Genomic DNA, 19,427 nt, shown 5'->3' with positions numbered 1-19,427 from the left:
GATTTACAAGCTGAAGGACAATCTCCATTAGAAAGCTTACGTACAGTTAAATCAGTCATTAAAAATTCTAAAGTAGCCGTAGCTGGTGGTATTAAACCTGAAACAATTAAAGAAATTGTAGCAGAAGAACCTGATTTAGTTATTGTTGGTGGCGGTATTGCTAATGCAGATGATCCTGTAGAAGCAGCTAAACAATGTCGTGAAGCGATTGAAGGTAAATAAAATGCCAACTTTTAACAATTATCATTTAATTCTTGAAGAAATAGATAACACGTTATCACATCTAGAGGATAATGATTATGGACGTTTTGCAAATGAAGTGGTTGGCGCATCTCGTATCTTTACAGCTGGTAAAGGTCGCTCTGGATATGTTGCTAATAGCTTTGCAATGCGTTTGAATCAACTAGGAAAAGATGCATCTGCAATAGGTGAAGCAACAACGCCATCTATTAAAGAACATGATTTATTAATTATTATTTCCGGTTCTGGATCAACAGAGCACCTAAGATTATTAGCTGAAAAAGCACATTCAGTTGGTGCTAAAATTGCTTTAATAACAACTAAAAAAGAATCTAAAATTGGCGATGTCGCTGATACAGTGATTACTTTACCTGCAGGAACGAAACATGAAGCAGAAGGCTCTGAACAGCCGTTAGGTAGTCTATTTGAACAATCTTCACTTATCTTTTTAGATAGTGTCGTGATTGGATTAATGGATGCCTTTAATATTAATGAAGAAGCAATGCAAGACAATCATGCTAATTTAGAATAAAAACCATCACTCAAATATATTATCGTTCAGATGAATATATTTGAGTGATTTTTTTATGTGTTATTTTTCATATAATGTTAATATAATAATTAATCCAGTTAACATTTAGAGAGGGTCATATGTTAGAAATACTAAATAAATTAAATCACTATTCAATAGAACAACCAGATATGATTGCGCTATCGTTCGAAGAAGATGTATTGACATATCAGCAACTTTATACAGAAATACAGCAATTAAAATCAGTCTTTATGTATTTACCGAAAGGGTCCCGAGTGGGATTGTTAAGCAAAAATCCTTTACATAATATGTTGAATTATTTTGCAATATTAGAACAAGGAAGTATTCCATGTTTTCTAGATGATCAATGGTCTGAAGTAACAATTCATCAACTGATTGAAACGTATCATATTGACTATCTTGTTGATGAACAGCATAGACTGATAAAGACAACGTCTTCTGAAACATATCCAACATATTTAAATGAGCAGTCACAAGTCCATCAACTATTACATATTGGTTTTACATCTGGGACAACAGGGTTACCTAAAGCATATTATCGAAATGAACCATCTTGGCTTGCGTCATACAAAGAAAATGAAAAGCTACTTCGTCATAAAGAAAACATACTTGTAGCACCGGGACCACTTGCACATTCATTGTCTTTATACACTTGTATTTATGCGTTATATACAGGGAGAACATTTATTGGACAAACCCGTTTTAATGCGACTAAGCTCGTTAGCAAAATGAAACAACAAACAACAAATAGTGCATTATTTCTTGTTCCAACAATGCTACATGCAATAACAAAAATAAATCACGATCACCTACATTTAACGACTATTTTAAGTAGTGGGGCGAAACTCTCTTCTTCGTTGTTTAAGCGTATAGCCGAAACATTTCAGCATGCTAATATTATTGAATTTTTTGGAACGTCAGAAGCAAGTTTTATTAGTTATAACATTAACCGTAAAGCTTCTGTTGATTCAGTGGGATACATATTTCAAAATGTAACGATTGGTTTAGAGGAAAAAGACAAGAATCATATAGGGTTATTAAATGTAAAAAGTAATATGATATTCTCTGGATATGTAAATCAATCTGTCGTATTACCTGAAACATGGATTAAAACAGGCGATTACGCTTATATTAAAGATAATCAATTATATTTAGTGAGTCGTCAAAATGAACGATTAATTATTGGAGGTAAAAATGTTTATCCTCAAGTTATTGAACAAATGATAAAAAATATTGATGGAGTAGAAGAAGCAATTGTTATAGGAGAACCGCATCCACGTTTTGGGGAAATAGCGGTTTTACTATATACAGGATCGATAGAACTTGAGTACCAAACTGTGAGACAACATATTATGAAAGTTCTATCACGATATGATGTACCTTCCAAATTGATAAAAGTAGACAGTATGCAATATACCCAAAGTGGCAAAGTTGCTCGAAATAAAATGCGTACTGCCTATGTAAAAGGAGACTTTAAATGATGAACCAATCGGTCATTATATGGGCGAAACGTACACCTTTTGGCAAATACGGTGGGAAATTGAAACATTTAGAACCCGAAACATTACTCATGCCCTTATTTGAAGAAATGAATTCAACTTTTCCTAAAATAATACCTGATATCGATGATGTAGTGATTGGAAATATCGTAGGTAATGGTGGAAATATTGCTCGTAAAGCCTTATTAGAAGCAGGTCTAGCTGAGAGTATTCCAGGTGTTACAATGGACCGTCAATGTGGGTCAGGGTTAGAAAGTATTATATATGCATGTCGAATGGTTCAAGCTGGTGCAGGTCATATTTATATAGCTGGAGGAGTAGAAAGCACGAGTCGTGCTCCTTGGAAGATTAAACGGCCTCAATCAGTGTATGATACCCAATTACCAGAATTTTATGAGCGTGCCTCTTTTGCACCAAAAGGTCAAGATCCAAGTATGATAGAGGCAGCTGAAAATGTTGCGCAATATTATCATATTACGCGTAAACAACAAGATGCCTTTGCGATACGTAGTCATCATCTCACACATCAATATTATAAGAATGGAAGTATAAGTAATGAAATTGTATCTTTAAACATCAAAGGTCATTTATTTGATAAAGATGAAAGTATTAAGCCAACACTTACTGAACAACGATTAAATCGATTACGTCCTTTACTAGCTAACGGAACAGTAACGGTTGGAAATAGTTGTATGAAAAATGACGGCGCTGCGCTTGCACTCGTTATGAATCAAGAAACGGCATTACAATACGGAATATCAGAGGGAATGATGTTTACAGATGCAGTGACAATAGGTGTCAATCCGAAACGACTAGGTATTGGACCAGTACCTGCTGTAACAAAATTACTAAAAAAACAAAATTTAAAAATAAGTGACATTGATGCAATAGAACTTAATGAGGCATTTAGTTCACAAGTTTTAGCTTCAATTCAAGAGTTAAAATTAAATATTAATCAAGTCAATCAGTGGGGGGGAGCCATTGCGTCTGGTCATCCTTATAGCGCAAGTGGCGTAGCATTAATCACTAGGTTATTAAATATGACACATTGGAAGCGGGGAGTTGCTACGATGGGGATTGGAGGAGGAATGGGGAATGCGATACTCTTCGAACGATGGAGCTTGTGAGAAAATAGAAATATATTTTAATGAACAAGAAGTAAGAGAGTATTGCGAAGTAGTTGAAAGAACGTATAAAGGTGTGGTGCCTTCACTCATGTGTGCAAACGTTTGGCCAAAATTTAAGTTGTTCCAAAAGTTTCAACAAGAAAATATTCTTCTTGTGCGAACATCATGTGAAGAATTTGAATCATTAAAATGTAGGCTAAAATATGAGGGGTACTTAACACATAAAAGTACGAAAAAGTTTAAAACATATATCCAATATATCTACGATTTAAAAATATATAAAGATAATAGACAATGTATATTTATTAGGCAAACATTTATAAAAAAGGAGGTAAATGATGAGGTTTAGTCATGATAAAGTGAGTCATTACCTTCGCCTTGTTAATGATAAAAATGAGCTTCATTCAACCATTGTTCCTGGTCAACTGGTAGTGGATTGTGTATTAGCGTATTTTCAAATAGAGTGGACACAATTTAACGTTAAGTATAGAAAGATTATAGATATAGACGAAGAAGTTATCTTAAAAAAAGTGAGTCATAATGAAATAAACGTCTTTGGTTTAAATGGTGAAGAAAAAATAGTTATTGTTAGAAAATCTTAATTTTTTTGATGATAACTATTTTTATTTTGGTTATTAGCATTTATATTTTTTAATCATTTATTAATTATGTAAAGTGAATAAAATTACACTTTTAAATTTAGGAAAATGAAAATCAATTTGATAATACTAGTTTAATACATATAATTATGTAACATGCAAGAGGAGGACATATGTTCATGAATGTTCACAAAGATAAAATGAACATGGTTAGTGCTCAAAAAGCGAGAAAAACTGTTTTCGCGACAAGTATTGGTAATGCTATGGAGTAGTTTGAATTTGATGTCTATGCCTATATTACAGCATCAATAAAACGATAGCGTTAATGTTAGTATAACTTAAAGTTTCTCTCTAAGTTTCCAAAAGGGGACATTCTTGGCTAACATTAACGCTATTTTATTAGGGTGAGCTTTTAAATAATTAATGACTTTTTAAAGTTTTGAGTATTAGGAGCATCTTAACTTTAAAAAAAGATTTTGAAATATTCGTTTGTTTTCGTATTCAATTACGAAAAACACTTTTTAATTTTTGAAATGTGATGAATAACTTAATTCATGTTATCAACGTCACTTTCTAGTAGAGAGAGCAATTTATAGATGTCATTTTTACTAAACGTTTCATCGAATTTTACCGTAATCGTCTTGAAGGTCTTTGTAATGATTTCGTATATTGGGATACCGTTTTCTATATTTTGCTTGTAGATAATCATGTTGTTAATTCCTCCTTTGTCTCTCTACACTTAATATAGTAATGGATTTGATTCTAAAAAACATGAGTCTATGGTACTAACTTTTATTGCAACGGACTGTGTAGAGCATACTACGACTAAATACCTAGAAAATAATGAAGATATAAGAAAAGCTTTTAATCTTAGTGTGACCAAACTATTATACACAAGATTAAAAGCTTTAGAAGTGCTTATATTTCTTTAAAAATACAGCATAGACAGTAGCTGATTGAATTGAAAGTGCGCAGATTAGCTTCTTTCAACTCTAATGCTGGGGCCCCGACAAAGAGACTTTCAAAAAGAAAGTCAACGATGAACGCGAGTTGGGGCGTCGGGGAAGGACAATGAAATCTAATTAAGGATTACAAAAGACTAGTGTCTTTTGCATAAGAAGTACTAGTATTTTTTTCAAAAATGCAGTACTTCTTTAAACTTCTTTAAACTTCTTTGACGTCGACGTCGATGTGTTCTACGCGGTTGTATGCGCCGTGATCAACTGGGCCTACAAAGTCATTCATTTTCCAACCATTTTTAATTGCTGATGCCACAAATGCTTTAGCGCTAATAACAGCTTCTTTAGGTGATTTACCATTTGCCAAGTAAGCTGTTGTAGCTGCTGCAAATGTACAACCTGCACCGTGGTTATAACTTTGTTGGAACATATCAGTTGTTAATTGATAATATGTTTGACCATCATAATATAAGTCATAAGATTTATCTTGATCTAATGCTTTACCACCTTTAATAATAATATGTTGAGCACCTTGATCATAAATGATTTTTGCAGCTTTTTTCATATCTTCAATTGACGTTAATTTACCTAATCCAGATAATTGACCAGCTTCAAATAAATTAGGTGTTACGACCGTTGCTTTAGGTAATAAATATTTAATCATTGCATCTGTATTTCCTGGGGTAAGTACTTCGTCTTCCCCTTTACATACCATAACTGGATCTACTACGAAATATTTTGCACCTGATTGTTCAAATGCTTCGCCAGCACGTTTAATGATTTCTTCAGTTCCAAGCATACCTGTTTTAACAGCATCTGGACCAATTGAAATGACTGTTTCTAATTGTTTTTCGAATACATCCATTGGAAGTGGTGTCACATCGTGAGACCAAGTTTCTTTGTCCATTGTTACAACAGCTGTTAAAGCCACCATACCGTAAGTGTTTAGTTCTTGAAATGTTTTAAGGTCGGCTTGCATACCTGCGCCAGCGCTTGTATCAGAACCGGCAATTGTTAATACTTTTTTTAATGCCATGTATTATCACTCCTGTCAATTATTTACATCTTTATTTATCATATCATGTAACTCAACTATTGTTCTAGCATGAAGATAGTAAGGCGATTTATATCACGTTCCAAAGGGGTCATATGTTAAAATAGAAGTGAGGTGAAAACGATGGAATGGTCAGACATTTTTCATGACATTACAACAAAACATGATTTTAAAGCAATGCATGATTTTTTAGAAAAAGAATATACGACACAAATCGTCTATCCAGATAGAGAAAATATTTATCAAGCTTTTGATTTAACACCATTTGAAGATATTAAAGTTGTTATTTTGGGTCAAGATCCATATCATGGACCTAACCAAGCACATGGGTTAGCATTTTCAGTTCAACCCAATGCTAAATTCCCACCATCTTTAAGAAATATGTATCAAGAATTAGAAGATGATATCGGCTGTCATAGAACTTCTCCACATCTACAGGACTGGGCACGTGAAGGTGTTCTGTTATTAAATACTGTATTAACTGTACGTAAAGGTGAAGCACATTCCCATAAGGACATTGGATGGGAAATATTTACAGATGAAGTCATTAAAGCTATTTCAGATTATCGCGAAGATGTTGTCTTTATCTTATGGGGAAAACCTGCGCAGCAAAAGATAAAATTAATTGATACAGCAAAGCATCATATCATTAAATCTGTTCATCCAAGTCCATTATCTGCTTATCGAGGTTTCTTTGGGTCTAAACCTTATTCTCGTACAAATGATTATTTAGAATCTAAAGGTAAAACGCCAATACAATGGTGTGAAAGTGGGGAATCTTAATTGAACAAAGAACAATTAATTCAACTTATAGAACAAGAATTAGTGCAAGCAGATGAAGCTCAAGATGAACAACAGTTTGAAAAGCATATGTATGCGATTCATACTTTAACATCTCTTTATTCCGATGTTTCAAAACGACCTTCTAAAAAATCAAAACATGATTTTACTAATATTGTAACTTCTGAATCTTCGTTTTCAAATAAGCCTTCAAATCATTCAGCGATTACTGCTGCAGAAATTGAAGCGATGGGTGGTAAAGTTCCACAAACAATGAAGCATCAAACTAAATCGTCTAATATGATGGTGACGGATGATGAAATTGGAAATGGTGAATCAATATTTGATTTTTAATTAAAATTAAGTTAGGAGAACTAAAATATTATGATGAAAGTATTTATAATTTTAGGTGCATTGTGTACGATGATGTCTGTTGGTACGGGCGCATTTGGTGCACATGGACTTGAAGGAAAACTCTCTGATAAATATATGTCAGTATGGGAAAAAGCAGTGAATTATCAAATGTATCATGGTCTAGGATTAATTATGATTGGCATCATTAGTGGTACAACTTCTATTAATGTGAATTGGGCAGGATGGCTTCTGTTCTTTGGTATTGTTCTATTTAGTGGCTCATTATATATTCTTGCATTGACTCAAATTCGTATTTTAGGAGCTATTACACCAATAGGGGGCGTACTCTTTATTGTGGGATGGTTAATGTTAATTATTGCAACATTTAAATTTGCTGGATAATAATATTTTATATTTTGGTTAGTAAACTCACCTTTTTGGGTATGTTAAGTACCTGAGGTGAGTTTATTTTATGAATAATAAAAATCGAGAGATAGATAGAGGAGATTTAAAACAAAATCTCTCTGAAAAATTTGTTTGGGCGATTGCTTATGGCTCGTGTATCGGATGGGGAGCATTTATACTACCCGGTGATTGGATTAAACAATCAGGTCCGATTGCTTCATCTATTGGTATTGTCATTGGTGCTTTATTGATGATATTAATTGCTGTAAGTTATGGCGCATTAGTCGAACGTTTTCCTGTGTCAGGCGGTGCATTCGCGTTTAGTTATTTAAGTTTTGGAAGATATGTGAGTTTCTTTTCATCATGGTTCTTAACATTCGGTTATGTTTGTGTAGTAGCGTTAAATGCGACAGCATTTAGTTTATTAATTAAGTTTTTACTGCCAAACATTTTGAATAATGGAAGGTTATATACGATTGCTGGATGGGATGTTTACATAACAGAAATAGTTATTGCTACGGTATTATTATTAGTATTTATGTTTATTGCAATTCGTGGTGCAAATGTTTCTGGTACACTCCAATATTATTTTTGTATAGCAATGGTCATTGTTGTTGTGCTTATGTTTGTAGGTTCATTTTTCGGAAATAACTTTTCGTTAAGTAACTTACAACCTTTAGCAAGTAAAGAACTTGGATGGTTTAATTCCATTATTATGATTGTAGCTATTGCACCATGGGCTTATGTGGGATTTGATAATATTCCACAAACAGCAGAAGAGTTTAATTTCTCGCCAAATAAAACGTTCAAACTGATTGTATACAGTTTATTAGCAGCAGCTTTAACTTATGTCATTATGATTTTATACACAGGGTGGTTGGGTACGAATAATGCGAATTTTAACGGAAATTTATGGTTAACAGGCGCTGAAACACAAACTGCTTTTGGTTATATTGGCTTAGGAGTATTAGCGATTGCTATTATTATGGGGATTTTTACTGGATTAAACGGATTCTTAATGAGTTCAAGTCGATTACTATTCTCAATGGGGCGTGCTGGTATCATGCCTAAAGCGTTTAGTAAATTACATCCAAAATATAAAACACCATATGTAGCTATTATCTTTTTAGTAGCTATTACTTTAATTGCGCCATGGTTAGGACGTACCGCATTAACATGGATTGTTGATATGTCTTCAACAGGTGTATCTATTGCTTATTTTATTACTTGTTTATCTGCTGCTAAGCTATTTAGTTACAATAAACAAAGTAACACGTATGGTCCTATTTATAAGACCTTTGCTATTTTGGGTTCTATTGTTTCATTTATCTTTTTACTTTTATTATTAGTTCCAGGATCACCAGCTTCACTTTCAATGCCTTCATATATTGCATTGGGTAGTTGGTTAGTGATTGGTCTTATTTTCTTTGTAGTTCGATACCCTAAATTAAAAAATATGAATAATGACGAATTAAGTCGTCTGATTTTAAATCAATCAGAACGAGAAGTTAAAGAAATGATACAAGATAAAAAATAATATACGTAAACGCGAGAGATGAGGGTTAATTACCAACAATCTCTCGCGTTTTATTGTTATATACGTTTACGTCGTCGAGCGAAACCAGAAACGATGATTTTTGAAATTTGGTCTGCAAATAATAATCCTAATGCAATCGCACCAGCGATAAGTGTGACTTCGAGCATTGTGTTGATTGCTTTACCAAATTGTAATAAGACTAGATTTTTAGTTGCATCAAAAGCAAGTCCACCAGGAACTAATGGAATAATACCAGTAACCATGAAAATGATTGCAGGTTCACGTTTTTTACGAGCCATGTAATGACTGATTAAACCCAATGTAAAGCTACCGAAAAAACTTGAATAAATCGTATGTATATTCAAACCTTGGTAGAATAAAATATATACCATCCATCCACAAGCTCCAACAAAACCACACGATAAATACAGCTTTCTAGGAGCGTCAAAGATTACACAGAAAAAGAGAGAAGCTGTATAACTAAATATAAAATTAAATAACCAAAACATTTATGCGTACTCCTAAACTAATATTAATATCGAACCTACACCGGCACCTATACCAAATGCGGTTACAAGTGCTTCTAAAGACTTAGTGGTAAACATCATCATATGACCACCAAATAAATCTTGTATAGCATTCGTAATCAGTACTCCAGGTACAATAGGCATGACTGCAGCAATAATAATAGTAGCTAAATCACCACTTGGCGCTAACCAATGACCGAATACTGCAATAATACCAATAACTAAGGATCCGACGAATTCTGGAATAAATTGTGCGTGTAATCGGCGATCTAGAATTTCAACAACCAGATATCCAATACTACCTGCAAGTAGAGCAGTAATAACATCGATAAATTGGCCACCTTGCAAATATAGGAAACTAATTGCAATAATGGCAGCAGCAATCCCTTTAAATGTTAAGCTACTATCTCGTTTTGCAATATATATTTTTTCTAATCGCTCTTTTGCATCTTCTAAAGAGATATCCCCTTTTGTGATTAATCGTGATATTTCATTTGCTTGTGAAATTTTAATGAGATTAGTATCACGGGAATTAATTCTAAATATTCGGGGGTAAGATTCGTTATGTAAAGTAAATTGAATGACTGTATTTGTAACGAAGCTATTGCTTTCAGGATATCCTAGTTTTCGGGCAATACGTGTCATCGTATCTTCTACACGTGTTCCTTCCGCGCCAGATTCAAGTAATATACGTCCAGCCATCATGACGACGTCTTTGATTAAAGTTTCATCTATATGTTCTTGTTTATTTGTATTTTCCATTTCATCACCATTCGTTAAGATGTAATCATTATTATAGTAGAAGTACATGAAAATAACTACCTTACATTATAAAACTTAACAATCATAATATGATTACCATTATACCTCAATAGTAGGTAAATATATTTTAATGAAAATAAAATTTAATGTTAAAAAACAATTAATTTATAACAATAATGTTTCAGAACATTACAATTCGGTTAAATAATAATAGTTAACAAGTCAAAATTGTGCTGGGTAGCGACAGCACTTTTGTGATTTGTTAATGTTCAGAGTAGTAATGAAGTTCTCCCAAACCATACTACTTGAAGTACACTTTGTAAAAAGTGTACTTTATCTCGGAAACTAATTGTTTTATATAAATATATTAATTTATTGAAAAATGGAGCAAAGACTGGCGTTTACTATGCTAATCTTTGCTCCATTTATATATTAAATTGCAAAAAATTGATCGAAATGATCAGTAGTTAAAATATGGCCGATATAGAAACTACCAAAGTCGCCATAGCGAGCAGTCGTTTCATCAAAACGCATTTCATAAACAATTTTCTTGAATTGTAGAACATCATCTGAGAATAATGTGACGCCCCATTCAAAATCATCAAAACCTACTGAACCAGTAATAAATTGTTTAATTTTACCAGCGAATTTGCGTCCAATCATACCATGGTTATACATTAGTTTTTTACGATCTTCCATTGGTAACATATACCAGTTATATGTTTCATTACGACGTTTATCCATTGGATAGAAACAAATATATTCTGTTCTAGGCAATTCTGGATATAATCTTGCTTTAATATGTGGATTTTCATAAGGATCTTCGTCTGATTTACCGGCTAAATAGTTACCTAACTCAATCACAGATACATATGAATAAGTTTGAATGAAGAAATCAGCAATTCTTAATTTATTTAATTCATTTTCAATTTCATTCAATTCTTTCATTTCTGGACGTAAATACCATAATAAAATATCTGCTTTTTGACCTGTAATATTATATAAAGCATAATCTCCAGCTTGTTTTTCTCTGGCAGTGGCTTTATTTTTGATAAATACTTTAAATTCATTAATCATTGCTTCGCGCTCATCTTCTGGCACCAATCTAAACGTTGCCCAATCGACAGCGTAAAATAAATGAAGGCTATACCAACCATCTAATGTTTCAGCTGCTTCACTCATATCTATCGCTCCTTTAACTATATTTTCTATCAATACAGATTAAATTTTATCATAAAGAGAATTGTCACACATACTTAAAAGATTACAAATTAATGAAATAGAAATATTAAAAGAAATAAAGTATAATTAAGGTGAAAATACTATTATTTAAAAAATTTGAGGAGGGCATTATGTCTAGTTTATTAGATGTATTACAAGAAAAACTTTCAGGAAAAAACGTTAGAATTGTATTACCGGAAGGTGAAGATGAACGAGTATTAACAGCAGCTACAAAGTTACAAGCAACTGACTATGTTACACCTTTAGTATTAGGTAATGAAGAAAAAGTAAATACTTTAGCTCAAGATAAAGGATTAGATATCTCTAATATTCAAATTATCGATCCTTCTAAAAGTGATTTGAAACCTGAATTAGTCAAATCTTTCGTAGAACGTCGTAAAGGTAAAGCTACTGAAGAACAAGCTCAAGAATTATTAAACAATGTTAACTATTTTGGAACAATGTTAGTATACGCTGGTCATGCTGATGGATTAGTAAGTGGTGCTGCACATTCAACTGGAGATACTGTCCGTCCTGCCTTACAAATTATTAAAACAAAACCTAGCGTATCTAGAACATCTGGTATCTTCTTTATGATTAAAGAAGATAAACAATATATATTTGGTGATTGTGCTATCAATCCAACATTAGAATCTTCTGATTTAGCAGAAATTGCCGTAGAAAGTGCAAAATCAGCAAAAAGTTTTGGTATGGATCCACGTGTTGCTATGTTAAGTTTCTCAACTAAAGGTTCAGCTAAATCAGATGATGTAGAAAAAGTCGCTAACGCAGTAAAATTAGCACAAGAAAAAGTGGAATCTGAAGGTTTAGATAATGTAGTGGTTGATGGAGAATTTCAATTTGATGCTGCGATTGTACCTGCAGTTGCAGAGAAAAAAGCACCTGGAGCAAAAATTCAAGGTGACGCAAATGTATTTGTATTCCCAAGTTTAGAAGCAGGTAATATTGGCTACAAAATTGCACAACGTTTAGGTGGATTTGAAGCGATTGGTCCAGTTTTACAAGGTCTTAATTCACCTGTAAATGATTTATCTCGTGGTTGTTCTACTGAAGACGTTTATAACTTATCAATTATTACTGCTGCTCAAACATTACAATAATGGATTTAGCGAGTAAGTATTTTAATGACATTCATTGGCGCTATATAGACCATTCTTCAGGTTTAGCGCCAATGCAGTCATTTGCATTTGATGACACGTTTTCAGAAAGTGTAGGAAAAGATATATCTTGTAACGTTGTAAGAACATGGATTCACCAACACACTGTCATTTTAGGTATACATGATTCACGTTTGCCATTTTTAAAAGACGGTATTCAATACTTAACTGACGAGATCGGTTATAATGCAATCGTTAGAAATTCTGGTGGTCTTGGGGTTGTATTAGACCAAGGTGTTTTAAATATTTCGCTTATTTTTAAAGGACAAACTGAGACAACCATTGATGAAGCATTCACAGTTATGTATTTACTTATTTGTAAAATGTTCGAAAATGAAAATGTAGATATAGATACTAAAGAAATAGAGCATTCATATTGTCCTGGAAGATTTGATTTAAGTATTGATGGGAAAAAATTTGCTGGTATTTCACAACGACGGGTACGTGGAGGTATTGCAGTTCAAATTTATTTATGTGTTGAAGGTTCTGGTGAAGAAAGAGCTGAAATGATGCATGAATTTTATAAACGTGCCTTGAAAGGTGAAGTTACGAAATTTAAATATCCGGATATTAAACCAGAATGTATGGCATCTTTGGAAACATTACTTCATCGGGACATTAAAGTTCAAGATGTGATGTTCCAATTACTTTATGCGATTAAAGACTTAGGTGGCCAGCTAAATATGGATCCAATTACAGAGGATGAGTGGCAACGTTATGAAGGATATTTCGATAAAATGATTGAACGTAATGAGAAAATGAATCGTTCCTTAGATTAAAATAAGATAAAAGGGAGTAAGAAAAATTCTAAGTGAATTTTAGCTTACTCCCTTTTTAGCATGCAATCATACAACTAAAGTATATATTTACCTTCAAAAATATAAAAATTGCTACATTCTTATTATTTTTTATAGTAATATAGATGAGGTGGATTCATTTAAGAACGATAATTTAACCATAATTATGTTGATTATAACATTTTTTAGGATATAAATATTTCAAAGTTTTGAACTATTTTTGACAAAGTTTTATACTATTTATTGATGTATTAACACAAATGCAAGATTTGAAGTAAATGAGTATAAACATATGTGTGACATGACATGTACAAATGTATAAATATGTTCAATTTTAAAACAACATTAATGAATGTTGAAATCATTTTAGAAAGAATATTAAAGGTGAGAGATCATGGTACGACGTGGCTATGGAGAATCTAACGGAAAAATTATATTGATTGGTGAGCATGCTGTAACTTTTGGCCAGCCAGCAATCGCCATTCCATTTACTTCAGGAAAAGTAAAAGTGCTTATTGAAAGCTTAGAAAAAGGTAATTATTCAGCAATTCAGAGTGATGTTTATGATGGTCCTTTATACGATGCACCTGATCATTTGAAATCACTTATTACACACTTCGTAGAAAGCAAACATGTTGAAGAACCATTGTTGATTAAAATTCAAGCTAATTTACCACCTTCTCGAGGTTTAGGTTCGAGTGCAGCAGTAGCAGTAGCTTTTATAAGAGCAAGTTATGATTATTTAGAATTGCCGCTATCTGATAAAGAATTACTAGAAAATGCAGACTGGGCTGAACGCATTGCTCATGGTAAACCAAGTGGTATTGATACAAAAACGATTGTAACGAATCAACCCGTTTGGTATCAAAAAGGAGAAGTTGAAATTTTAAAGTCTCTTGATTTAGATGGCTATATGGTTGTTATTGATACAGGAGTTAAAGGCTCTACAAAACAAGCAGTTGAAGATGTACATCGTTTATGTGATAACGATGAGTCATATATGAATGTCATTGAACATATTGGCTCTCTTGTTTATTTAGCTAGTGATGCAATTAACCATCATAGCTTTGATCAACTTGCTAATATATTTAATCAATGTCAAGACGATTTAAGAACATTGACAGTCAGTCACGATAAAATCGAAACTTTACTCGAAATTGGAAGACAACATGGTGCAGTAGCTGGTAAATTAACTGGTGGTGGACGAGGTGGTAGCATGTTAATTCTAACTAAAGAAGAAGTGACTGCTAAAACTATTGTTGCAGCAGCCGAAAAAGCTGGAGCGCAACATACTTGGATTGAAAAGTTAGGAGGATAAATCTTTGAAAAAAAGTGGTAAAGCACGCGCCCATACGAATATTGCTCTAATAAAATATTGGGGAAAAGCAGATGAAAATCTAATTATTCCTATGAATAATAGTTTATCAGTGACATTAGAGCGTTTCTATACAGAAACACGTGTAACGTTTGATGATTCATTAACAGAAGATCAACTTATTTTAAATAAAGAAGCTGTTAATGCTAAAGAAAGTGCTAAAATTCAACGTTATATGGATATGATTCGAAAAGAAGCTGATATTTCAACGTATGCACTAATAGAAAGTGATAATTTTGTGCCTACTGCTGCTGGTTTAGCTTCTTCAGCTAGTGCATATGCAGCTTTAGCTGGTGCTTGCAATGAAGCGCTTGATTTAAACCTATCAGATAAAGATTTATCTCGCCTTGCTCGTCGTGGTTCTGGATCAGCATCAAGAAGTATTTATGGTGGTTTTGCTGAATGGGAAAAAGGTTATGATGATAAAACGTCTTACGCCCATCAAATTGAGTCAGATGGCTTCGAGAATGACTTAGCTATGATTTTTGTAGTTATTAACAATAAATTAAAGAAAGTATCAAGTCGTTCAGGTATGTCTTTAACTCGTGATACCTCACGTTTTTATCAATACTGGTTAGATCATGTAGAGGAAGATTTAAAAGTCACAAAACAAGCGATTGCCCAAAAAGATTTTAAACGAATGGGTGAAGTGATTGAGGCAAACGGTTTGAGAATGCACGCAACAAATTTAGGTGCACAGCCACCATTTACATATCTTGTGCCAGAAAGCTACGAAGCTATGAGAATTGTACATGAATGTAGAGAAGCAGGATTACCTTGTTATTTTACTATGGATGCAGGACCAAATGTAAAAGTTCTAATAGAAAAGAAACATCAACAAGCGATTGTGAATCAATTTTTAGAAGTATTTAATAAAGATCAAATTATAACAAGTGATATTACACACGCAGGAGTCGAAATAATTAAGTAGGGAAGAGATATAATGATTCAGGCAAAAGCGCCAGGAAAACTTTATATAGCGGGCGAATATGCTGTAACCGAACCTGGATATAAATCAGTGTTAATTGCAGTAGATCGTTTTGTCACGGCTGCTATTGAAGCTTCAAATGAAATCACAGGTACGATTCATTCTAAAACATTACACTATAAACCTGTCACATTTAATCGTAATGAAGATAAAATAGAAATATCAGATGTACATGCAGCCAATCAACTCAAATATGTAGTTACTGCTATTGAAGTGTTTGAGCAGTATGCGAAAAGTTGTAATATAAAATTAAAACATTTTCATCTTACTATTGATAGTAATCTTGCAGATGCATCAGGACAAAAGTATGGTTTAGGTTCTAGTGCTGCAGTTTTAGTATCTGTGATTAAGGTTCTAAATGAATTTTATGAAATGGAGTTATCCAATCTTTATATTTATAAGCTTGCGGTTATTTCAAATATGAGATTACAAAGTTTAAGTTCATGCGGAGATATTGCTGTTAGTGTTTATAGTGGATGGCTTGCCTATAGTACGTTTGATCACGAATGGGTAAAACAACAAATGAAAGAAACATCTGTAGATGAAGTATTAGAAAAAAACTGGCCAGGTCTTCATATAGAACCTTTACAAGCGCCTGAAAATATGGAAGTTCTCATAGGATGGACCGGTTCTCCTGCTTCGTCACCTCACTTAGTAAGCGAAGTCAAGCGTTTAAAATCTGACCCTATTTTTTATGGTAAGTTTCTTGATCAATCAAATACGTGTGTGGAAAATTTAATCTATGCTTTTAAAACGAATAATATAAAAGGTGTACAAAAAATGATTCGTCAAAATCGTAGTATTATTCAGCAAATGGATAAAGAGGCTACGGTTGATATTGAAACAAAAAAATTAAAATTATTATGTGATATTGGTGAACGTTTTGGTGGTGCAGCAAAAACTTCTGGAGCTGGTGGAGGAGATTGTGGCATTACAATTATCGATAATAGAGTTGATAAGCACTCTATTTATGAAGTATGGGAAAAAAAGGGAATTAAACCTTTGAAATTTAAAATATATCACGGACAATAAGACTACTATTATGATGAAGCGAGACATTTTATTAAGAAAATATATGTCTTGCTTTTTATTTATAGCAAATCTTTTTTAGTGCTTGAATTTTTAATTAAAAAGAGTAAAATAATTAGAGTTGTAATAAATGAATGGAAGTAAATATAAGAGAAAATAATGTAAAGGTGGGTAGCGAAGTGAAGAATAAATTTTTGATTTGTGACGAATGTCAGGCAGTTAACTTAAAATCATTAAAGAAAAAATTAGAAAAATTAGATCCTGATGCTGAAATTGAAATAGGCTGTCAGTCATACTGTGGTCCAGGTCGTCGTAAGACATTTGCTTTTGTTAATAATCGCCCACTTGCTGCATTGACTGAAGATGAACTTATGGAAAAAGTGACTGCACAATTAAAAAAACCACGTGATCCTGAAGAAGAAGAACGTTTGAGAAAACGTAATGAAGAACGTAAGCGTCGTAAAGAAGAACAAGATAGAAAATTAAAAGAAAAATTAGCAAAGCGTAAAGCAAGTAAATAATATATATCGATGATAAAGAAGCTCGTAAACTCATTAAAAATTGGGTTTACGAGCTTTTTTTAATTAAATATTAAATAAGTCATTAAATGATTCAGCTATTGTTGGATGAGTATAAATATTATCGCGTAATACTTGATAAGGAATATGTTGATCGATAGCAAGTTTAATTAAATTAATAATTTCTTCAGAACCTTTACCATATAAAGTAGCACCTAATATTTCATTATTATCTTTATTGATTACAACTTTGAAAAGACCGCGACCATCGTTATTAATTTTGTGTTTTGGTAAAGTATTAATAAATAAAGTGTTTTCAACGTAATTATAATTTAATTTTTGTGCTTCTAAAGCGGTCATACCAACACGAGAAAGCGGTGGATCGATAAATACTGTATAAGGGATAGTACCACGATTTTCAGTGTGTCGTGAACGGTCACCGAATAATTCAGATTTCAAAATTCTAAAGTCATCTAAAGAAATATAAGTGAATTGTAATCCACCTTTTACATCTCCAGCAGCATAAATATGTGATACAGAGGTTTGTAGATGGTTGTTTACTTTTATTTCTCCGTGAGTGCCTAACTCAATATCTGTATTGTCTAAAGCTAAATCTGTATTTGGTACACGTCCTGTAGCAAGTAAGATTGCATCACCAGTAAAGTTTCCTTGTGAGGTTTCAACTGTTGTCAAATCACCTTCATTTTTTAATGCTTTTGTTTCAACATTAGTAATTAAACGTACGCCTTTATCTTTAAAATCATTAATCATGTGTGTGACTATTTCTTGATCTTCTCTGGCCATAAATTGTTTATTATATTCTAGTACAGTTACGTTTGTACCAAAGCTTTGAAACATTGAGGCAAATTCTAATGCAATATATCCTCCACCAATAATCACTAATTCTTTAGGTTGATAAGAAATATTTAATAGTCCTTTTGAATCATATACATTTTGTGCTGAGTCTATACCTTCAATATTTGGAATATTAGATTTTGCACCTGTATTAATTAAAATTTTATCTGCTGTCAGTGTTTGAACTAACTTACCATTTTCATCAATTAATTCTACTTCTGTATTAGATTTAAATTGTGCTTTAAAGTTTAACAAGGTAATATTTTCATCATTTTCTAAGTTTAAATAGTTTTTTTGATTTAATGCTTTGACTACTTCTTTTTTTCTTGAAAAGGCAGTTGAAAAATCGACATGTTTAATACCATCATTAACAAGCACTTTAGATGGAATACAGCCATGGTTTATGCATGTACCGCCATAGCTTTCTGTAAACTGTTCAATTAAAGCAACCTGTTGTCCTTGTGATGATGCATATTTGGCAAGTGTTTTTCCGGCTTTACCAAAACCAATAACGATTAAATTATAATGTGTCATATGTTGTATCCTCCTGAAGTGTATCATTAATTACATCATTAATTGTGAGGGTATCATAAAAATTTAAAATAACACGATGTTCCTTTTGATTATAGTGTGACATGGTCTTTGCTATGTTTCTTGATATTTCACAATCGCTCTGCTCATGACCTGTGAAAATACGCTGTTGGCTATCTTTTTCAAGCACAAATATACGATATAGTACTGATAGTTTAATGCTAGCAGTTGAATGATTTGCACTATATCCACCATTTTTACCACGGGAAGTATTAATAAACTGGTATTGATTTAAAACAGTAGTCACTCTACGTAATTGAACTGGATTGAGGCAAGTTAATTTTGCTAAAGATTGACTACTGAATTGTTGGTTGTCGTGCTTTACTAAAAAACTAAGTACGTGAACGGCAATGTTAAATTCTAAATTCAAATGATGCACCTCCTAAATGTAACTTTATTAGTTACATTTAAATATAAAATAAAACATATGTCAAATTTAATGTTTTAAACACTACTGAATGAATTTATCATTACTAATC

Annotated in this window: 22 protein-coding genes; 15 read left to right on the top strand and 7 right to left on the bottom strand. The window is 32.6% G+C overall.

Features of this window, described 5'->3' with window-relative positions; all coding sequences use genetic code 11:
• From HMPREF3131_RS11465 to HMPREF3131_RS04830, 5 genes are all read left to right on the top strand, one after another.
• Window positions 1–222: orotidine 5'-phosphate decarboxylase / HUMPS family protein (locus HMPREF3131_RS11465; RefSeq protein ID WP_176743806.1), on the top strand; the 222-nt coding region annotated here is incomplete at its 5' end.
• 1 nt (window position 223) lies between these two features.
• The gene (hxlB, locus tag HMPREF3131_RS04850; RefSeq protein ID WP_016931408.1) at window positions 224–772 is read left to right on the top strand and encodes a 6-phospho-3-hexuloisomerase; all 549 of its coding nucleotides are present in this window, start codon (window positions 224–226) and stop codon (window positions 770–772) included.
• Between the two features lie 119 nt (window positions 773–891).
• The gene (locus tag HMPREF3131_RS04845) at window positions 892–2,274 is read left to right on the top strand and encodes an AMP-binding protein (protein WP_070436501.1); all 1,383 of its coding nucleotides are present in this window, start codon (window positions 892–894) and stop codon (window positions 2,272–2,274) included.
• Window positions 2,274–3,419, top strand: a complete 1,146-nt coding sequence (locus HMPREF3131_RS04840; protein WP_070436503.1) for a thiolase family protein — start codon at window positions 2,274–2,276, stop codon at window positions 3,417–3,419. The genes HMPREF3131_RS04845 and HMPREF3131_RS04840 overlap by 1 nt, the downstream gene beginning before the upstream one ends.
• Before the next feature lie 338 nt (window positions 3,420–3,757).
• A complete protein-coding gene (locus HMPREF3131_RS04830; RefSeq protein WP_049334963.1) occupies window positions 3,758–4,021 on the top strand; it encodes a hypothetical protein in 264 nt (87 codons plus the stop codon).
• Between the two features lie 544 nt (window positions 4,022–4,565).
• Here the strand turns inward: HMPREF3131_RS04830 and vraX are convergent.
• The gene (gene vraX, locus HMPREF3131_RS11305; protein WP_017176053.1) at window positions 4,566–4,727 is read right to left on the bottom strand and encodes a C1q-binding complement inhibitor VraX; all 162 of its coding nucleotides are present in this window, start codon (window positions 4,725–4,727) and stop codon (window positions 4,566–4,568) included.
• 455 nt (window positions 4,728–5,182) lie between these two features.
• Entirely contained in the window at window positions 5,183–6,013 is an 831-nt protein-coding gene (thiD, locus tag HMPREF3131_RS04825) for a bifunctional hydroxymethylpyrimidine kinase/phosphomethylpyrimidine kinase (RefSeq protein WP_070436499.1), read from the bottom strand.
• Between the two features lie 141 nt (window positions 6,014–6,154).
• On the opposite strand from thiD, the gene HMPREF3131_RS04820 reads away from it, so the two are divergent.
• The 4 genes from HMPREF3131_RS04820 to HMPREF3131_RS04805 all read left to right on the top strand — a co-directional run bounded on the left by HMPREF3131_RS04820 (window position 6,155) and on the right by HMPREF3131_RS04805 (window position 9,107).
• A complete protein-coding gene (locus HMPREF3131_RS04820; RefSeq protein WP_002488583.1) occupies window positions 6,155–6,814 on the top strand; it encodes a uracil-DNA glycosylase in 660 nt (219 codons plus the stop codon).
• Window positions 6,815–7,165, top strand: coding sequence for a DUF5327 family protein (locus HMPREF3131_RS04815; RefSeq protein WP_002488584.1), 351 nt, complete (start codon window positions 6,815–6,817; stop codon window positions 7,163–7,165).
• Between the two features lie 33 nt (window positions 7,166–7,198).
• Window positions 7,199–7,567, top strand: coding sequence for a DUF423 domain-containing protein (locus tag HMPREF3131_RS04810; RefSeq protein ID WP_095324338.1), 369 nt, complete (start codon window positions 7,199–7,201; stop codon window positions 7,565–7,567).
• Window positions 7,568–7,637: 70 nt separating this feature from the next.
• Entirely contained in the window at window positions 7,638–9,107 is a 1,470-nt protein-coding gene (locus HMPREF3131_RS04805) for an APC family permease (RefSeq protein WP_070436498.1), read from the top strand.
• Between the two features lie 56 nt (window positions 9,108–9,163).
• Here HMPREF3131_RS04805 and HMPREF3131_RS04800 read toward each other — a convergent pair whose 3' ends face one another.
• From HMPREF3131_RS04800 to hemQ, 3 genes are all read right to left on the bottom strand, one after another.
• Window positions 9,164–9,616, bottom strand: coding sequence for a threonine/serine exporter family protein (locus tag HMPREF3131_RS04800; RefSeq protein ID WP_002448879.1), 453 nt, complete (start codon window positions 9,614–9,616; stop codon window positions 9,164–9,166).
• 12 nt (window positions 9,617–9,628) lie between these two features.
• Complete coding sequence (locus HMPREF3131_RS04795) at window positions 9,629–10,396, bottom strand: threonine/serine exporter family protein (protein WP_029376813.1); 768 nt, start codon at window positions 10,394–10,396, stop codon at window positions 9,629–9,631.
• Between the two features lie 432 nt (window positions 10,397–10,828).
• Window positions 10,829–11,578: a hydrogen peroxide-dependent heme synthase gene (gene hemQ, locus HMPREF3131_RS04790; protein WP_002488567.1), complete on the bottom strand. Its 750-nt coding sequence runs from the start codon at window positions 11,576–11,578 to the stop codon at window positions 10,829–10,831.
• 170 nt (window positions 11,579–11,748) lie between these two features.
• Between hemQ and pta the strand changes: the two genes are divergently transcribed.
• From pta to HMPREF3131_RS04760, 6 genes are all read left to right on the top strand, one after another.
• Entirely contained in the window at window positions 11,749–12,738 is a 990-nt protein-coding gene (gene pta / locus HMPREF3131_RS04785; RefSeq protein ID WP_070436497.1) for a phosphate acetyltransferase, read from the top strand.
• Window positions 12,738–13,574: a lipoate--protein ligase family protein gene (locus HMPREF3131_RS04780; RefSeq protein ID WP_002488587.1), complete on the top strand. Its 837-nt coding sequence runs from the start codon at window positions 12,738–12,740 to the stop codon at window positions 13,572–13,574. The genes pta and HMPREF3131_RS04780 overlap by 1 nt, the downstream gene beginning before the upstream one ends.
• A gap of 412 nt (window positions 13,575–13,986) precedes the next feature.
• Window positions 13,987–14,910: a mevalonate kinase gene (gene mvk, locus HMPREF3131_RS04775; protein ID WP_002488601.1), complete on the top strand. Its 924-nt coding sequence runs from the start codon at window positions 13,987–13,989 to the stop codon at window positions 14,908–14,910.
• Between the two features lie 4 nt (window positions 14,911–14,914).
• Window positions 14,915–15,898 carry a diphosphomevalonate decarboxylase gene (mvaD, locus tag HMPREF3131_RS04770; protein WP_002488581.1) on the top strand — a complete coding sequence of 328 codons (984 nt, stop codon included), beginning with the start codon at window positions 14,915–14,917 and terminating at the stop codon, window positions 15,896–15,898.
• 12 nt (window positions 15,899–15,910) lie between these two features.
• Complete coding sequence (locus HMPREF3131_RS04765) at window positions 15,911–16,987, top strand: phosphomevalonate kinase (RefSeq protein ID WP_002488572.1); 1,077 nt, start codon at window positions 15,911–15,913, stop codon at window positions 16,985–16,987.
• A gap of 176 nt (window positions 16,988–17,163) precedes the next feature.
• Window positions 17,164–17,505 (top strand): YuzB family protein, encoded by a 342-nt coding sequence (locus tag HMPREF3131_RS04760; protein WP_002455691.1) that lies wholly within the window; start codon window positions 17,164–17,166, stop codon window positions 17,503–17,505.
• Window positions 17,506–17,568: 63 nt separating this feature from the next.
• On the opposite strand, the gene merA is transcribed toward HMPREF3131_RS04760, so the two are convergent.
• Together merA and hypR are read right to left on the bottom strand one after the other, a co-directional pair.
• The gene (merA, locus tag HMPREF3131_RS04755; protein ID WP_002488570.1) at window positions 17,569–18,891 is read right to left on the bottom strand and encodes a hypothiocyanous acid reductase MerA; all 1,323 of its coding nucleotides are present in this window, start codon (window positions 18,889–18,891) and stop codon (window positions 17,569–17,571) included.
• Window positions 18,878–19,318, bottom strand: a complete 441-nt coding sequence (gene hypR / locus HMPREF3131_RS04750; RefSeq protein ID WP_002488600.1) for a redox-sensitive transcriptional regulator HypR — start codon at window positions 19,316–19,318, stop codon at window positions 18,878–18,880. Before hypR ends, merA begins: the two co-directional genes overlap by 14 nt.
• Window positions 19,319–19,427 lie beyond the last annotated feature (109 nt).

The sequence above is a fragment of the Staphylococcus sp. HMSC14C01 genome (genome assembly GCF_001808085.1).
Taxonomy (GTDB): Bacteria; Bacillota; Bacilli; order Staphylococcales; family Staphylococcaceae; genus Staphylococcus; species Staphylococcus hominis.
This window is presented reverse-complemented; position numbering and strand designations above follow the sequence as displayed.

Excerpts from the sequence above, each read along its gene's own strand:
- HMPREF3131_RS04780 (WP_002488587.1), top strand. The coding sequence starts at position 12,738 with ATGGATTTAGCGAGTAAGTATTTTAATGACATTCATTGGCGCTATATA.
- pta (WP_070436497.1), top strand. The coding sequence starts at position 11,749 with ATGTCTAGTTTATTAGATGTATTACAAGAAAAACTTTCAGGAAAAAAC.
- HMPREF3131_RS04840 (WP_070436503.1), top strand. The coding sequence starts at position 2,274 with ATGAACCAATCGGTCATTATATGGGCGAAACGTACACCTTTTGGCAAA.
- HMPREF3131_RS04795 (WP_029376813.1), bottom strand. The coding sequence starts at position 10,396 with ATGGAAAATACAAATAAACAAGAACATATAGATGAAACTTTAATCAAA.
- hxlB (WP_016931408.1), top strand. The coding sequence starts at position 224 with ATGCCAACTTTTAACAATTATCATTTAATTCTTGAAGAAATAGATAAC.
- HMPREF3131_RS04765 (WP_002488572.1), top strand. The coding sequence starts at position 15,911 with ATGATTCAGGCAAAAGCGCCAGGAAAACTTTATATAGCGGGCGAATAT.
- HMPREF3131_RS04800 (WP_002448879.1), bottom strand. The coding sequence starts at position 9,616 with ATGTTTTGGTTATTTAATTTTATATTTAGTTATACAGCTTCTCTCTTT.
- merA (WP_002488570.1), bottom strand. The coding sequence starts at position 18,891 with ATGACACATTATAATTTAATCGTTATTGGTTTTGGTAAAGCCGGAAAA.
- thiD (WP_070436499.1), bottom strand. The coding sequence starts at position 6,013 with ATGGCATTAAAAAAAGTATTAACAATTGCCGGTTCTGATACAAGCGCT.
- HMPREF3131_RS04805 (WP_070436498.1), top strand. The coding sequence starts at position 7,638 with ATGAATAATAAAAATCGAGAGATAGATAGAGGAGATTTAAAACAAAAT.
- HMPREF3131_RS04830 (WP_049334963.1), top strand. The coding sequence starts at position 3,758 with ATGAGGTTTAGTCATGATAAAGTGAGTCATTACCTTCGCCTTGTTAAT.
- HMPREF3131_RS04820 (WP_002488583.1), top strand. The coding sequence starts at position 6,155 with ATGGAATGGTCAGACATTTTTCATGACATTACAACAAAACATGATTTT.
- HMPREF3131_RS04845 (WP_070436501.1), top strand. The coding sequence starts at position 892 with ATGTTAGAAATACTAAATAAATTAAATCACTATTCAATAGAACAACCA.
- mvk (WP_002488601.1), top strand. The coding sequence starts at position 13,987 with ATGGTACGACGTGGCTATGGAGAATCTAACGGAAAAATTATATTGATT.
- HMPREF3131_RS04810 (WP_095324338.1), top strand. The coding sequence starts at position 7,199 with ATGAAAGTATTTATAATTTTAGGTGCATTGTGTACGATGATGTCTGTT.
- hemQ (WP_002488567.1), bottom strand. The coding sequence starts at position 11,578 with ATGAGTGAAGCAGCTGAAACATTAGATGGTTGGTATAGCCTTCATTTA.
- vraX (WP_017176053.1), bottom strand. The coding sequence starts at position 4,727 with ATGATTATCTACAAGCAAAATATAGAAAACGGTATCCCAATATACGAA.